The sequence below is a fragment of the Paramesorhizobium endophyticum genome (assembly GCF_014640615.1).
In the GTDB taxonomy this organism is placed as follows: domain Bacteria; phylum Pseudomonadota; class Alphaproteobacteria; order Rhizobiales; family Rhizobiaceae; genus Paramesorhizobium; species Paramesorhizobium endophyticum.
The window spans coordinates 167,670-182,121 of record NZ_BMHH01000005.1; the positions used below are offsets into that span (position 1 = coordinate 167,670).

Annotated in this window: 12 protein-coding genes; 3 read left to right on the forward strand and 9 right to left on the reverse strand. The window is 63.4% G+C overall.

Annotated features, from left to right (window positions below; genetic code table 11):
• Positions 1-96 precede the first annotated feature (96 nt).
• Complete coding sequence (gene dnaN / locus IEX53_RS08385) at positions 97-1,215, forward strand: DNA polymerase III subunit beta (RefSeq protein WP_188823317.1); 1,119 nt, start codon at positions 97-99, stop codon at positions 1,213-1,215.
• Between the two features lie 2 nt (positions 1,216-1,217).
• Entirely contained in the window at positions 1,218-2,384 is a 1,167-nt protein-coding gene (gene recF / locus IEX53_RS08390; protein ID WP_236016097.1) for a DNA replication/repair protein RecF, read from the forward strand.
• A gap of 208 nt (positions 2,385-2,592) precedes the next feature.
• Here recF and IEX53_RS08395 read toward each other — a convergent pair whose 3' ends face one another.
• Both IEX53_RS08395 and pnp read right to left on the reverse strand, forming a co-directional pair.
• Positions 2,593-3,588: a class I SAM-dependent methyltransferase gene (locus IEX53_RS08395; RefSeq protein WP_188823319.1), complete on the reverse strand. Its 996-nt coding sequence runs from the start codon at positions 3,586-3,588 to the stop codon at positions 2,593-2,595.
• 295 nt (positions 3,589-3,883) lie between these two features.
• The gene (pnp, locus tag IEX53_RS08400; RefSeq protein ID WP_188823321.1) at positions 3,884-6,031 is read right to left on the reverse strand and encodes a polyribonucleotide nucleotidyltransferase; all 2,148 of its coding nucleotides are present in this window, start codon (positions 6,029-6,031) and stop codon (positions 3,884-3,886) included.
• On the opposite strand from pnp, the gene IEX53_RS08405 reads away from it, so the two are divergent.
• Positions 6,030-6,296 carry a hypothetical protein gene (locus IEX53_RS08405; protein WP_188823323.1) on the forward strand — a complete coding sequence of 89 codons (267 nt, stop codon included), beginning with the start codon at positions 6,030-6,032 and terminating at the stop codon, positions 6,294-6,296. The genes pnp and IEX53_RS08405 overlap by 2 nt on opposite strands.
• Positions 6,297-6,336: 40 nt before the next feature.
• Here IEX53_RS08405 and rpsO read toward each other — a convergent pair whose 3' ends face one another.
• The 7 genes from rpsO to rimP all read right to left on the reverse strand — a co-directional run bounded on the left by rpsO (position 6,337) and on the right by rimP (position 14,425).
• Positions 6,337-6,606 (reverse strand): 30S ribosomal protein S15, encoded by a 270-nt coding sequence (rpsO, locus tag IEX53_RS08410; protein WP_188823325.1) that lies wholly within the window; start codon positions 6,604-6,606, stop codon positions 6,337-6,339.
• Between the two features lie 323 nt (positions 6,607-6,929).
• A complete protein-coding gene (gene truB, locus IEX53_RS08415; protein ID WP_188823327.1) occupies positions 6,930-7,904 on the reverse strand; it encodes a tRNA pseudouridine(55) synthase TruB in 975 nt (324 codons plus the stop codon).
• 250 nt (positions 7,905-8,154) lie between these two features.
• On the reverse strand, positions 8,155-8,604 hold the full coding sequence (gene rbfA, locus IEX53_RS08420) for a 30S ribosome-binding factor RbfA (protein WP_188823329.1): 450 nt from the start codon (positions 8,602-8,604) through the stop codon (positions 8,155-8,157).
• A gap of 73 nt (positions 8,605-8,677) precedes the next feature.
• Entirely contained in the window at positions 8,678-11,305 is a 2,628-nt protein-coding gene (infB, locus tag IEX53_RS08425) for a translation initiation factor IF-2 (RefSeq protein ID WP_188823331.1), read from the reverse strand.
• Complete coding sequence (locus tag IEX53_RS08430; RefSeq protein ID WP_188823333.1) at positions 11,302-11,937, reverse strand: RNA-binding protein; 636 nt, start codon at positions 11,935-11,937, stop codon at positions 11,302-11,304. Before IEX53_RS08430 ends, infB begins: the two co-directional genes overlap by 4 nt.
• Before the next feature lie 59 nt (positions 11,938-11,996).
• Entirely contained in the window at positions 11,997-13,631 is a 1,635-nt protein-coding gene (gene nusA, locus IEX53_RS08435) for a transcription termination factor NusA (protein WP_188823335.1), read from the reverse strand.
• A 113-nt stretch (positions 13,632-13,744) separates the two neighbouring features.
• Positions 13,745-14,425 (reverse strand): ribosome maturation factor RimP, encoded by a 681-nt coding sequence (rimP, locus tag IEX53_RS08440; protein WP_188823337.1) that lies wholly within the window; start codon positions 14,423-14,425, stop codon positions 13,745-13,747.
• Positions 14,426-14,452: the final 27 nt, after the last annotated feature.

A 14,452-nucleotide genomic window follows, 5' to 3' on the forward strand; every position in this document is an offset into this window, starting at 1 on the left:
TTTACACTCCCTTGGGGCGTGGTTCTCCCGCCCGTTCCGCAGGCGGAGCCGCCATTGGCCGGCCTGCCGGTCAGCAGTTAGTGAGTCCGGTCCATCATGCGTGTCGCTCTCGAACGTTCCAATCTCCTGAAGTCGCTCAACCACGTTCACCGCGTCGTCGAGCGGCGCAATACCATACCCATCCTGTCGAACGTGCTGCTCAATGCCGATGGCGCGAGCCTCAAGATGAAGGCGACGGACCTCGACCTGGAGATCACCGAGGCGACCCCGGCGCAGGTCGAGCAGGCAGGCGCCACCACCGTGCCCGCGCATCTGCTCTACGACATCGTGCGCAAGCTGCCCGACGGGGCGGAAGTGCTGCTCGCCACCAATCCCGACGGCAATTCGATGGCTGTCTCTTCCGGGCGCTCGAATTTCCGGCTGCAATGCCTGCCGCAATCGGATTTTCCTGAGCTTACCGCCGGGTCCTTCAGCCATACGTTCCAGCTGCCCGCGACGGCTTTGAAGCGGCTTATCGACCGCACGCAATTCGCCATTTCCACCGAGGAAACGCGATATTACCTCAACGGCATCTATCTGCATTCCATCGAAGACAATGGCGCGCTCAAGCTGCGCGCCGTGGCGACCGATGGGCATCGCCTGGCGCGCGCTGAACTGGAGGCGCCGGCCGGCTGCGAGGGCATGCCCGGCATCATCATTCCGCGCAAGACGGTCGCCGAACTGCAGAAGCTGATGGACGACCCGGAACTGACCGTCACGGTCGAGCTTTCCGAATCCAAGATCCGCTTCACCATCGGCTCCGTGGTCCTGACCTCGAAGCTGATCGACGGCACCTTCCCGGATTACCAGCGCGTCATCCCGCTGGGCAATGACAAGAAGCTGACCATCGACCGGCAGAGCTTCGCCGCCGCCGTCGATCGCGTCTCGACCATTTCGAGCGAGCGCGGCCGCGCCGTAAAGCTGGCCATAGCCGACGGGCAATTGACGCTCACCGTCAATAATCCCGATTCCGGCAGCGCCACGGACGAACTGCCCGCCGAATACGACGCCGACGCCATCGAGATCGGCTTCAACTCCAAATATCTGCTCGACATCACCTCGCAGCTCTCCGGCAGCAATGCCATCTTCCTGCTGGCGGATGCCGGATCGCCGACCCTGGTGCGCGACACCGGCGACGAGGACGCGCTCTACGTGCTGATGCCGATGCGCGTCTGACCGTGAGCGATTCCATAAAGGCGAATGAGAAACGTCCGGACCGGGTGGCGGTCCGGCGGTTGCAACTGGCGCAGTTCCGCAATTATACCAGCCTCTCGCTTGCGCTTGCCCCTACCCATGTGGTGCTGACCGGCGAGAACGGATCGGGCAAGACCAATCTCCTCGAAGCCGTCTCCTTTCTCTCACCCGGACGGGGCCTGCGCCGCGCGACCTATACGGATGTGACGCGCAGTGGTGCACCCGATGGATTCGCCATCCATGCGGCGCTGGAATGCCAGACCTATGGCGAGGTGGAGATCGGCACGGGGCTTGCCGGAAATGCTCCCGGCGAGACGGCGCGCAAGGTGCGGATCAATGGCGTGCCGGCTGCGTCCGGCGACGCGCTGCTCGACTATTCCCGCATCCTCTGGCTAACGCCGGCGATGGATGGGCTCTTCACCGGTCCCGCAGGCGACAGGCGGCGCTTTCTCGACCGCATGGTGCTTGCCATCGACACCGCCCATGGCAAGCGCGTACTCGACTATGATAAGGCGATGCGCAGCCGCAACCGCCTGCTCGACCAGGAACGCAGCGACGCGGCCTGGCTCGACGCCATCGAGGCGCAGATGGCGGAGCTTGGCACAGCCATCGCCGCCGCGCGAGCGGAACTGATGCACCTCATCACCGCCATGGTCGAACGCCTGCCGCAGGAAGGGCCGTTTCCTCAATCCGATTGCGCCCTCGAAGGCGTGTTGGAGGAGCGTATCGCCAGCATGGCGGCGGTCGATGTGGAGGAGGATTTCCGCCGCGCGCTTCGCGATGGCCGCCCGCGCGACCGCGCCGCGGGGCGCACGCTCGACGGGCCGCACCGCACTGATCTTATCGTCCGTCACAGGCCGAAGGCGATGCCCGCGGCGCTCTGCTCCACCGGCGAGCAGAAGGCGCTGCTGATCGGCCTCATCCTCGCCCATGCGCGCCTGACGGGGGAACTGTCCGGCATGGCGCCGATGCTGCTTCTCGATGAAATCGCCGCGCATCTTGATGAAGGACGCCGGGCGGCGCTGTTCGACATCATCGACGATCTCGGCGGCCAAGCGTTCATGACCGGAACCGACCGCGCGCTGTTCGATGCGCTGGGGGATCGGGCGCAGTATTTTACGGTGTCGGGCGGGACGCTCAGCGCGGAGTAGTTTGACGCGGAAACGCTGGCGCTCTACGTCGCCCCCCTCTGTCCTGCCGGACATCTCCCCGCAAGGGGGGAGATTGGCTGATACGGCCCTCCTCGCTCACTCTGCAACGCCGATGATTGATACCGGCGCTCATGAAAGCTAATCTCCCCCCCTTGCGGGGGAGATGCCCGGCAGGGCAGAGGGGCGCGTCTCGCGGTGCCATTAGAAATTACTTCCGCGCCTCGATCACCTTGAACCCTTCCGCCACTTCCAGCACCTCCACCCCACGAAATAGCCCCTTCAATGTCGCCTCATAGGGCAATTGGCGGTTGGCGACGAGGAGCAGCCTGCCGCCCGGCTTCAGCCTTTTGGCGGCGGCGGCTATGAAGCCCTGCCCGAGCGAGACATCCGCCGCGCGGGCCATATGGAACGGCGGGTTCATAACGATCGTGTCGTAAATTTCCGTTATCGGCTCAGCCGTAAGATCGTGCCAGTGGAAGGCGAGCGGGATGTTTCCGGCGAGCCCGGATAGATTGCTACGCGCGGCTTCCAGCGCCTCATAGTCCGCCTCGTAGAGGTCCAGTTTTTTCATTTTTTGGGGATGCGTCAGGCACTCGGCCGAAAGATAACCCCAGCCTGCGCCGAAATCCGCCACCGCGCCGCTCAGCCGGCCCTTGAGATGGCGGGCGAGTAGTGCCGATCCACGGTCGATCTCGCCATGGGAGAACATGCCGGGCGCGGTATCGAAACGGTCATCGACGCGCGCCGGAGACGGGCGCAGGGCGTCTATCGCGTTATCCGTGATATCCGCCGGACGCTTCACCCAGAAGGCGACGGCGTGGTTCTTGGAGAGGCGGCCCTCGCTCGGGACGATCTTCTCCACCCATTTGCGGAAGCCATCGATGCCAAGCTTCTTATCGCCGCAGACCACGATGAGGCCGCCGGGCATCACATTGGCGAGCAAATCGGCGAACCATTGCTCATTGCGCCCGCGATGCTTGCCGAGGAGAAGAAGCCCGCCGTCGAAGCGGTCGCCCCCGCTAAGGCGGGGGACGACATGGTAGCCCGCCCGTTCCAGCTTGATGAAAGCCGGACGGAAGGGCTGGATGATCGTGAGGGCCTTTTTCCATTCCTCGCCCAAGGTAGCGTCAGCTTCTATGCCGAAGGCGAGGAAGCCATTGTTTTGCTGGAGGCGTGAGGCGCCCCCCTCTGTCCTGCCGGACATCTCCCCCGCAAGGGGGGAGATTGCGCCTTCATCGAAGCTTCCGCCAATCTCGGATGTCGCAGAATGGGCTGTGGAAGCCGTGCCAGCCAATCTCTCCCCATGCGGGGGAGATGCCCGGGAGGGCAGAGGGGGGCGCTGTCCCGCCAGCGTTTCCGGCGAAGGCAATATGCCGTTCTCGAAAGGCAGGAAGAGTGTCTGTTGTGCGAGCGAAACCATGCGCCCTTACAGCACGAAACCACCAAATAAAAAAGCGCGCCCGGAGGCGCGCTTTTCAAGAAATCGAATGGCGGGAGGATTATTCGCCGTCGAAATCGTCGGACTTCTTCTTGTCCTGCGCGATTTCCTTGCCCGTCTCCTGATCGACGACCTTCATCGAGAGGCGGACCTTGCCGCGCTCGTCGAAGCCCATCAGCTTGACCCAGACTTTCTGGCCTTCCTTGACCACGTCGGTCGTCTTCTGCACGCGCTCGGACGCGAGCTGGGAGATGTGGACGAGGCCGTCGCGCGGGCCGAAGAAATTGACGAAAGCGCCGAAATCGGCGGTCTTGACAACCGTGCCCTCGTAAATCTCGCCCACTTCCGGCTCGGCGACGATGGAATGGATCCACTTCTTCGCCGCCTCGATCTCCTTGGCGTTGGAAGAGGCGATCTTGACCGTGCCGTCATCCTCGATGTTGATCTTGGCGCCGGTCTTCTCAACGATTTCGCGGATGATCTTGCCGCCGGAGCCGATGACGTCGCGGATCTTCTCGGTCGGGATGTTCATCACCTCGATGCGCGGAGCGAACTCGCCCAGCTCGGCGCGGGCGCCGGAGAGCGCCTTCGACATTTCGCCGAGAATGTGAACGCGACCGCCCTTGGCCTGGTCGAGGGCGACCTTCATGATCTCCTCGGTGATGCCGGCGATCTTGATGTCCATCTGCAGCGAGGTGACGCCGTTTTCCGTGCCGGCGACCTTGAAGTCCATGTCGCCGAGATGATCCTCGTCACCGAGGATGTCGGAGAGAACGGCGAAGCGCTCGCCTTCCTTGATGAGGCCCATGGCGATGCCCGCCACCGGGCTCTGCAGCGGAACGCCCGCATCCATCAGCGCCAGCGAGGTGCCGCAGACGGTTGCCATCGAGGACGAGCCGTTCGACTCGGTGATCTCTGAGACGGCGCGGATCGTGTAGGGGAACTGCTCCTTGGCGGGCAGCATCGGATGGATGGCGCGCCAGGCAAGCTTGCCATGGCCGATTTCGCGGCGGCCGGGCGAACCCATGCGGCCCGTCTCACCCACCGAGAAGGGCGGGAAGTTGTAATGCAGAAGGAAGGTTTCCTTGTACATGCCGGTCAGCGAGTCGACGAACTGCTCATCCTCGCCGGTGCCGAGCGTAGCGACGACGATCGCCTGGGTCTCGCCGCGCGTGAAGAGCGCCGAGCCATGGGTGCGCGGCAGGATGCCGACCTGCGCCTCGATCGGGCGGACCGTCTTCAGATCGCGGCCATCGATGCGGGTGCCGGTGTCGAGAATGTTCCAGCGCACGATCTTGGCCTGGAGCTCCTTGAACACGGTTGCGACCTGTTCGGCGCTGAATTCCGTGGCTTCCGCGCCCTCGGGCAGGAAATGCGCCTTGACCTTGGCCTTGGCGGCATCGACGGCGGCATAACGGGCCTGCTTGTCGGTGATCTTGTAGGCCTCGCGCAGGTCGCTCTCGATGAAGGCGAGCATCTTGCTTTCGAGCGCGGAGAGGTCTTCCGGCTGGAATTCGCGCGGCTCCTTGGCGGCGACTTCGGCGAGCTTGATGATCGCGTCGATGACAAGCTGGAATGCCTTCTGGCCGAACACGACGGCGCCGAGCATCACATCTTCAGCCAGCTCCTGGGCTTCCGATTCCACCATCAGCACGGCGTCGGACGTGCCGGCGACGATGAGGTCGAGCTTCGATTCCGGCATTTCATCGATATGCGGGTTGAGCACATACTGGCCATTGATATAGCCGACGCGCGCGCCGCCGATCGGGCCCATGAAGGGCACGCCGGAGAGGGTCAGCGCCGCGGAAGCCGCGACCATCGACACTACGTCCGGGTTGTTTTCGAGATCATGCTGCAGGACGGTGATGATGACCTGCGTGTCGTTCTTGTAGCCGTCGGCGAAGAGCGGGCGGATCGGGCGGTCGATCAGGCGGGAAACGAGCGTCTCGTTCTCGCTCGGACGGCCCTCGCGCTTGAAATATCCGCCGGGAATGCGGCCGGCCGCGTAGGTCTTTTCCTGATAATTGACGGTGAGCGGGAAGAAGTCCTGGCCCGGCTTCGGCTCCTTGGCGGAAACGACGGTGGCGAGGACGACGGTTTCACCGTAGGTGGCCAGAACCGCGCCGTCAGCCTGACGGGCGATCTTGCCGGTTTCGAGAACGAGCGGACGGCCGCCCCATTCGATTTCGACTTTATGGGTATTGAACATGGTTCAGTCCTTTGTTGGGAATGTTTCCGTGCGCCTGCGCGGGCTCATTCCCTGCTTCGTTGGCGGACAGGCCATGGGCAAGACAGCAGAAAGCTTGGAAGTGGCGGCTATGCGCGCCAAGCTCTTTGCAATCCTGCCCCATGACAGGTCCTGGCTGGCTTCCATTTTTTCTTTACGCAAGTCCGATGGGAAAACAGTTCCTGTTTTTCCCGGGAAAACCGTTACACACTTTTCCTGGACTTGCTTCAAACGAAAGCCCGGTTGAAAATCGGCGGGCGCGAATAACGCGCCCGCCGGAAAATTGCTTAGCGGCGCAGGCCCAGCTTGCCGATCAGCGTCTGGTAGCGGCCTTCGTCCACGCCCTTGAGATAGTCAAGGAGACGGCGGCGCTGCGAGACGAGCTTCAGGAGGCCACGGCGGGAGTGGTTGTCCTTCTTGTGGTCCTTGAAGTGCTCGGTCAGGTTGGAGATACGCTCGGAGAGAACGGCAACCTGGACTTCCGGAGAGCCGGTGTCGCCTGCCTTCGTAGCGTATTCCTGGATGAGTGCCTGCTTGCGTTCAGCGGTAATCGACATCGCAAACCCTTTCATGTGAGAGGAGAAGAGTCGCCCACGGCCGGGATGTCGTCCAGCGGGGGCCGGTTTAATTACGGACAGGCAGACGCCCGCCGATGCCGCGCATATAGTGGAAATAGGGCAGGAATACCAGTTATTTCTGGCTTGAGCGTAGCGCCACCCCTCACCCTTACCCTCTCCCCGTGAAAAACGGGGAGAGGGGGGCGTCAGCGTTGCCGCTTTTCCGTCTCCCCTGCACCTGGCAGAAGAAAAAGCGCAAACATCTATGTCTCCCTCTCCCCGTTTTTCACGGGGAGAGGGTAAGGGTGAGGGGCAATCCCCACTTACCCAGCCGTAAACACCCGCTTCGGCTTGAATTGCCCCTGCTCGATATAACCGATGGCCAGCAGCTTGCCGCGGATCGTCACGCATGCCTCGTCCGCCTCGACGGGCGCGTCGCGGCCGCGCAGGATGACGGGATTGCCCGTGCGGATGCGGTGGGCCTGCTCGTCGGAGAGCGCCACCTGTGGCAGGCAGTCGAGCGCGGCGCCGGTATCGATGACCAGTGCGTCGATGGCGCTGAAATCGCGTTTCGGTGCCGGCGCGGCGTCTTCGCCTTCCTCGTCTCGCGGCGGGAGCGGCGGCCATGCGGCCTCCAGTTCTTCCAGCGTGACGAAATCTTCCTGCGTGAACGGGGCGACCTCGATACGGCGCAGATCGGAGATGTGGCCGTAGCAGCCGAGATCCCGGCCCATGTCACGGGCGAGCGAACGGACATAGGTGCCCTTGCCGCATTCGATTTCGAACATTGTGTGAGTTTCATCCGGCATTTCGATGATTTCCAGCCGGGCGATTTCAACCTCACGGGCGGGAATTTCGATGCTTTCGCCCTCGCGCGCCAGATCATAGGCGCGCTCGCCGCCGATCTTGATGGCGGAGAATTGCGGGGGCACCTGCTGGATCAGACCGGTATAGCGCGGCAGCAGCGCAAGAATCTCATCCTTGCCGGGGCGCTTGTCGGAGGTCTGCGTCACGCCGCCCTCCAGATCGTCGGTGGAGCGCTCCTCGCCCCAGGCGACGGTGAAGCGGTAGATCTTCGCGCCGTCCATGACATAGGGCACCGTCTTGGTCGCCTCGCCCAGCGCGATCGGCAGCATTCCCGAAGCCAGCGGGTCGAGCGTGCCGGCATGGCCCGCCTTCTCGGCGTTGAACAGCCATTTGATCTTGGAGACCGCCTCGGTCGATCCCATGCCTTTCGGCTTGTCGAACACCACCCAGCCGGAAATCGGCCGACCCTTTTTCTTGCCGCGTCTTGCCATTCTTAGAGATTGCCCTGTTGTAATTTCATTTATTCGGAAACGCTGGTCCGAGGCGCCCCCCTCTGTCCTGCCGGACATCTCCCCCGCACGGGGGGAGATTGGCCGATACGGATCGTGCCGCTCACCTCTCGACATATGCGATTGATGCCGGCATCAATGAAGTCGTAATCTCCCCCCGTGCGGGGGAGATGTCCGGCAGGACAGAGGGGGGCGCTGTCCCGCCAGCGTTTCCACCTTATGATGGAATATCCTAATCGTTCCCGCCGTCGCCATCGCCATCCATATCATCCCCGTCCCCATCATCCCGGCGGGGATTGGGCAGGTCGCGGGAGACTTCAGGCGAGCGCAGGAGCGCGTCGATCTTGGAGAAATTGTCGAAGCTCGTATCCAGCCGGAACCGGAATTCGGGCATGTATTTCATTTGCCGCAAGCCAGGCGCGACGCGCCCGCGGATGAATTTCGCATGGACGTTGAGCGCCTTGATGACAGCCTCGGCGTCGAGTGCGCCGATGGGCGCAATGAAGCAGGTGGCGATTTTCAAATCAGGCGACATGCGCACCTCGGAAACCGAAAGCACGCTCGTCTCCAGGACGCTGTCGGTGATTTCGCCGCGCTGGAGCACATTGCTCAGTTCATGGCGGACCTGCTCGCCGATGCGAAGCTGGCGCTGCGAGAGGCCGGAGGAAGAAGAACGGGACATGGGCAAAATCCTTCCGGCCCGAAAACCGTGCAAGGTTCTCCGGGCCGGTGCTTATCAATATTAAGGGCGCGTATCAGAGCGTGCGCGTGATGTGCTCGACGCGGAAGGCCTCGATGACATCGCCGGGGCGCATATCGTCGTAATTCTCGAAGGCCATGCCGCATTCCTGGCCGCCCGGCACTTCGGAGACTTCGTCCTTGAAGCGCTTGAGCGTCTTGAGCTTGCCTTCGTGGATGACGACGTTGTCGCGGATGAGGCGCACGCCTGCACCGCGCTCGACCTTGCCTTCGGTGACGCGGCAGCCCGCGACCTTGCCGACCTTGGTGATGTTGAAGACCTCGAGGATCTCCGCATTGCCGAGGAAGGTTTCGCGGCGTTCCGGCGAGAGCAGGCCCGACATAGCCGCCTTCACGTCATCCACCAGATCGTAGATGATGTTGTAGTAGCGGATCTCGATGCCCTGCTGCTCGGCGGCGTTGCGCGCCTGCACGTTGGCACGGACGTTGAAGCCGATGATCGCCGCGCCCGAGGCTTCCGCCAGCGACACGTCGCTCTCGGTGATGCCGCCCGCGCCCGAATGGACGATGCGGGCGCGCACCTCGTCGGTGCCCAGCTTGTCGAGCGCGCCGGCGATGGCTTCGATCGAGCCCTGCACGTCGCCCTTGATGACCAGCGGGAATTCCTTCACGCCGCTCACCTGCAACTGGCTCATCATCTGCTCCAGCGAGCCGCGCGAACCGGCCTGTCTTGCCACGGCCTTTTCGCGGGCGAGGCGCTGGCGGTATTCCGAAATCTCGCGAGCGCGGGCTTCGTTTTCCACCACGGCGAGGCGATCGCCGGCCTGCGGGGGACCCTGGAGACCCAGGATCTCGACCGGCATTGCCGGGCCCGCTTCCTTGACGTTCTCGCCACGATCATTGATGAGCGCGCGCACGCGGCCCCACTCGCTGCCGGCGACGATGATATCGCCCGGATGGAGCGTACCCTTCTGCACCAGCACGGTCGCGACGGAACCCCGGCCACGGTCGAGCTTCGCCTCAATGACGACGCCCTCGGCGGTGCGCTCCGGATCAGCCTTGAGATCGAGGATCTCGGCCTGGAGGAGGATCGCTTCCAGCAGCTTGTCGAGACCGACGCCGGTCTTGGCGGAAACCTCGACGTCGAGCGTTTCGCCGCCCAGCGATTCCACGAAGACCTCGTGCTGCAGCAGCCCGGTGCGGACCTTCTGCGGATCGGCCTGCGGCTTGTCGATCTTGTTGATGGCAACGATGATCGGAACACCGGCCGCCTTGGCGTGATTGATCGATTCGATCGTCTGCGGCATGACGCTGTCATCCGCCGCCACGACCAGCACGGCAATATCGGTCGCCTGCGCGCCGCGGGCACGCATGGCGGTGAAGGCGGCGTGGCCCGGCGTATCGATGAAGGTGATCTTCTGGCCGTTCTGCTCCACCTGATAGGCGCCGATATGCTGCGTGATGCCGCCGGCTTCACCGGAGACCACATTGGCATGGCGGATGGCGTCGAGCAGCGAGGTCTTGCCGTGGTCGACGTGACCCATGATGGTGACGACAGGCGGACGGGATTTCAGCGCTTCGGCCTTGTCCTCGACATTGAAGATGCCTTCCTCGACGTCCGACTCGGCAACGCGGCGAACCGTATGGCCGAATTCCTCGGCGATGAGCTGCGCCATGTCCGCGTCGATGACGTCGCCGGGCTTCATCATCTGGCCCTGCTTCATCAGATATTTGATGACGTCGACCGAACGCTCGGTCATGCGCTGCGCCAGTTCCTGGATGGTGATCGTCTCGGGGACAGTCACTTCGCGGGAAATCTTCTCGCGGTCTTGCTGGTGCATGGCGCGCTTGGCCTTTTCCTGACGGCGGCGCATGGCCGCCATCGAACGGCCGCGCGCCGAGTCATCATCAAGGGCGCTGGTCAGCGTCAGCTTGCCGCGACGACGGTCGTCATCGGTCTTGGTGACCTTCGGCGTGCGCACTTCGGGCTTGGCCGGCGCGCTACCGCCACCACGGCGGACGCCGGCGGGACCACGGCGCTCTCCCTCTTCGTCGGCGAGCAGGCCCTTGCCGCGCACAACAGGAGCGGGCTTTGCCACAGCCACTTCGGGAGCGGGGCTTGCGGGTTTTGTCGGCTCAGGGGAGCGGCGGCGCGCTTCTTCCTCGGCGCGCTTGCGCGCTTCGGCCTCGGCCTTCAGCCTTGCTTCTTCCTCGGCCTGGCGGCGCGCGGATTCCTCGCGCTCCTGCGCCCGGCGCGCCTCTTCCTCAGCCCGGCGCTTCGCCTCTTCGACAGCGCGGGCGCGTTCTTCCGCATCGCGCACCTGCGCGCCTTCGAGCGCACGGCGGCGCGCCTCGATCTCCGAGCGCGAAAGCGTGTTCAGCACCATGCCCGAGCGGTCGGCAGGTTTCTGGCGCGGGGGCTGGGGCGTCTCGGTGCGCGGCGCAGGGCGCGGGGCCACATGCGGCTTCGCCACCGGCGGGGGAGCGACAGGCGCGGCTGCCTCCGGCTTCTCGCCAGGCACGGAAAATTTACGCTTCTTCGTTTCAACGACGACGGACTTCGTACGCCCATGGCTGAAATTCTGGCGCACGGTGCTCTGCTCGACGCCGGGCCGCTTCAGGCTCAACGTCTTCTTGGTATTGACGCTCAGCGTCTTGTCGTCGCTCGATTTGCTATCGCTCATTCCGTTTCCTTCGCGGCCTTTGCCGCATCTTTATCCGAATCCGTTGCGCTTCCGCCGCGAAATTGATGCAGCAGACGCGCCCGCGTGACGAACCCGGTCGCCGCCGTTCCTTCAAGCACGGCAGCATGTATCACATTTCCGCCACCAAATGCCAAATCCATTTCGCCGCCTGTAAAAAGAGTGAAGGCGGGTATTTCAGGCCCTCCCGCATGCACAACAGCACGGCGGGCCTGATCAAGTTTTCTTACGCCGTCGGCAGCCGCTTCCACTGCGTGGAGCACCAGAGCCGCCCGGCCGCTGCGGATCGCATCGTCGACCTTGGCCGAGCCCGTCACCACGGCGCCGGCCTTGCGCGCCAAGGAAAGGCTTCCCACGGCGGACTTGACCAGAAGCCGGTCCACCAGATCACCCAGATCGTCCGGCGCGGTCACGCCCGCTTTCAGCGCGCGGGGGAAGAGCTTCTTCCGCACCGCCTCATCCACATAGCGCCGCTCCGCCTTGACCCAGCATCCGCGTCCGGGAAGATTGCGCTTCAAGTCCGGAACGACGGAGCCATCCGGCCCCGCCACGAAACGGATCATGCCTTCGGCGTCGCCGCTTTCGCGCGTAACGATGCAAGTCCTGTCGTTCATTTCCGGTTCCACGCGCCCCGCTCCCAACACCACCCTTTGGCTGTCGCCGGAATGCCCGCTTACTCGGCTGCCGCCTCGCCGTCCGCTTCCACTTCCGCTTCCGCGCCTTCGTCAGCGGCCTCCTCGTCGAGCCCCTTCGCCAGATCCTCTTCCGTGATCCAGCCGCATTTCAGGCGAGCTGCGAGAACCATCTGCTCGGCATCAGCCCGAGAAACCTCATAGGACGACAATACGCCGGTATGATTGGTCGTCTCGCCTTCCTTGCGCTCGCGCCAGCCGACCAGTTCGTCCACCGCATAGCCAGCGAAGTCCTCAATGGTCTTGACGCCGTCCTCGCCCAACGCCACGAGCATGGCCGTGGTGATGCCGGGCAGCTCGCGCAGTTCGTCGGAGACGCCCAGTTCCTTGCGGCGCGCATCGCGCTCGCTTTCGATGCGGTCGAGATATTCCCTGGCCCGCTCCTGGATTTCGCTCGCGGTATCTTCGTCGAAACCGTCGATAGATGCAATCTCGTCCGACTCGACAAAGGCAATTTCCTCGACCGAGGCGAAGCCTTCCGAAGCCAGCACCTGGCCGACCATCTCATCCACGTTGAGCGCATCCATGAAGAGGTTCGAGCGCTCGGTGAATTCCTTCTGGCGGCGCTCGGATTCTTCCTGCTCCGTGAGGATGTCGATATCCCAGCCGGTCAATTGCGAGGCGAGGCGGACATTCTGGCCGCGACGACCGATCGCAAGCGATAGTTGGTCATCCGGAACGACAACTTCAATACGCTCCGCGTCTTCATCGAGCACGACCTTGGCCACTTCGGCAGGCTGAAGCGCGTTGACGATGAATGAAGCCGCATCGGGCGACCACGGAATGATATCGATCTTCTCGCCCTGCAGTTCGGCGACGACCGCCTGGACGCGCGAGCCGCGCATGCCGACGCAGGCGCCGACCGGGTCGATGGAGGCATCGCGCGAGATGACGGCGATCTTGGCGCGGGAGCCGGGGTCACGGGCCACCGACTTGATCTCGATGATGCCGTCATAGATTTCCGGCACTTCCATGGTGAAGAGCTTGGCCATGAACTGCGGATGGGTGCGCGACAGGAAAATCTGCGGGCCCCGCTGCTCGCGGCGCACGTCATAGACATAAGCGCGGATGCGGTCGCCATAGCGGAAGGTTTCGCGCGGGATCAGCTCGTCGCGGCGGACGATGGCCTCGCCCTTGCCGAGATCGACGATGACATTGCCATATTCGACGCGCTTGACCGAGCCGTTGATGATCTCGCCGACGCGATCCTTGTATTCGTCATACTGCTTGTCGCGCTCGGCCTCGCGCACCTTCTGCACGATGACCTGCTTGGCCGACTGCGCGGCGATGCGTCCGAAATCCATGGGCGGCAGCTGGTCGGCGATGAAATCGCCAACCTGCGCATCGGGATTGCGATCACGGGCGGTGTCGAGCGCGACCTGCGTCGCGTAATCCTCGACCGTTTCCACCACTTCGAGGAGGCGCTGCAGGCGGATTTCGCCGGTCTTGGCGTTGATGTCGGCGCGGATATTGGTCTCCTGGCCGTAGCGCGAACGCGCCGCCTTCTGGATGGCGTCGGCCATGGCCGCGATGACGATTTCGCGGTCGATCGACTTCTCGCGCGCGACCGCATCGGCGATCTGCAGAAGCTCTAGCCTGTTTGCACTGACTGCCATGGTTCTCTCCTTTGGTCGCTCGTCCGGACGGAAAACCGCTTCATTTTTCCTGGACTTGCTCATTGATGTCGCGCCCGCGATTGTCGTCCATCGCCCGGCCGCATGAGATATGTTCAGTTCGTATCGGCGCTTTCGTCGTTGCTGCCTTCGCCTTCCGGCGCGTCCAGCGAGCCCACCTCGTCGCCCGGAATGCGGCCCTCGCGCAGGGCCTTGTCCTTGCGCAGCGCATCGCGGATCAAATCGTCGGTCAGGATCAGCCGCGCATCCGAAACGAGGTCGAAGGGAATACGCACGATAGCTTCCGTACCATAGGTGGCCTGGTCGCTTTCGAGGGTGATGCCCTCGACATCGGCTTCAGTGATGCGCCCGCGAAACTTCTTGCGCCCGTCATGGACCATTGAGGTTTCCACCTTGGCGATGTGGCCCTGCCAGTTGGCGAAATCCGACTTGCGCACCAGGGGCCGGTCGATGCCGGGCGAGGAGACTTCCAGATGATATTTCCGGTCTATGGGGTCCTCGACGTCGAGGACCGGCGAGACCGTGCGGCTGACCAGTTCGCAATCCTCGACCGTCATCGTGCCGTCGAAGCGCTCAGCCATGATCTGGAGTGTCAGGCCGTTGAGGCCCGAGAGGCGAACCCGCACGAGGCGAAAGCCCAGCGCCTCCAATACCGGCTCGACAATGCCGGCCACGCGCGCGTCGACGCCGGTTTCGCGAATGATGCGTTCATCGTTAACAGGCGCTTCATTTTGCTCAAGCGCGTTGTCATTGAGCTTTGCAGCTTCTTCCGTCACCCGGACCTATTCCCTTATGCAAACATG

What these genes read in the sequence shown, in the direction of transcription:
- dnaN (WP_188823317.1), top strand. Translation starts at nt 97, where the DNA reads ATGCGTGTCGCTCTCGAACGTTCCAATCTCCTGAAGTCGCTCAACCAC.
- IEX53_RS08395 (WP_188823319.1), bottom strand. Translation starts at nt 3,588, where the DNA reads ATGTCCGGCAGGACAGAGGGGGGCGCCTCACGCCTCCAGCAAAACAAT.
- IEX53_RS08405 (WP_188823323.1), top strand. Translation starts at nt 6,030, where the DNA reads ATGGTTCAGTCCTTTGTTGGGAATGTTTCCGTGCGCCTGCGCGGGCTC.
- pnp (WP_188823321.1), bottom strand. Translation starts at nt 6,031, where the DNA reads ATGTTCAATACCCATAAAGTCGAAATCGAATGGGGCGGCCGTCCGCTC.
- rpsO (WP_188823325.1), bottom strand. Translation starts at nt 6,606, where the DNA reads ATGTCGATTACCGCTGAACGCAAGCAGGCACTCATCCAGGAATACGCT.
- truB (WP_188823327.1), bottom strand. Translation starts at nt 7,904, where the DNA reads ATGGCAAGACGCGGCAAGAAAAAGGGTCGGCCGATTTCCGGCTGGGTG.
- rbfA (WP_188823329.1), bottom strand. Translation starts at nt 8,604, where the DNA reads ATGTCCCGTTCTTCTTCCTCCGGCCTCTCGCAGCGCCAGCTTCGCATC.
- infB (WP_188823331.1), bottom strand. Translation starts at nt 11,305, where the DNA reads ATGAGCGATAGCAAATCGAGCGACGACAAGACGCTGAGCGTCAATACC.
- IEX53_RS08430 (WP_188823333.1), bottom strand. Translation starts at nt 11,937, where the DNA reads ATGAACGACAGGACTTGCATCGTTACGCGCGAAAGCGGCGACGCCGAA.
- nusA (WP_188823335.1), bottom strand. Translation starts at nt 13,631, where the DNA reads ATGGCAGTCAGTGCAAACAGGCTAGAGCTTCTGCAGATCGCCGATGCG.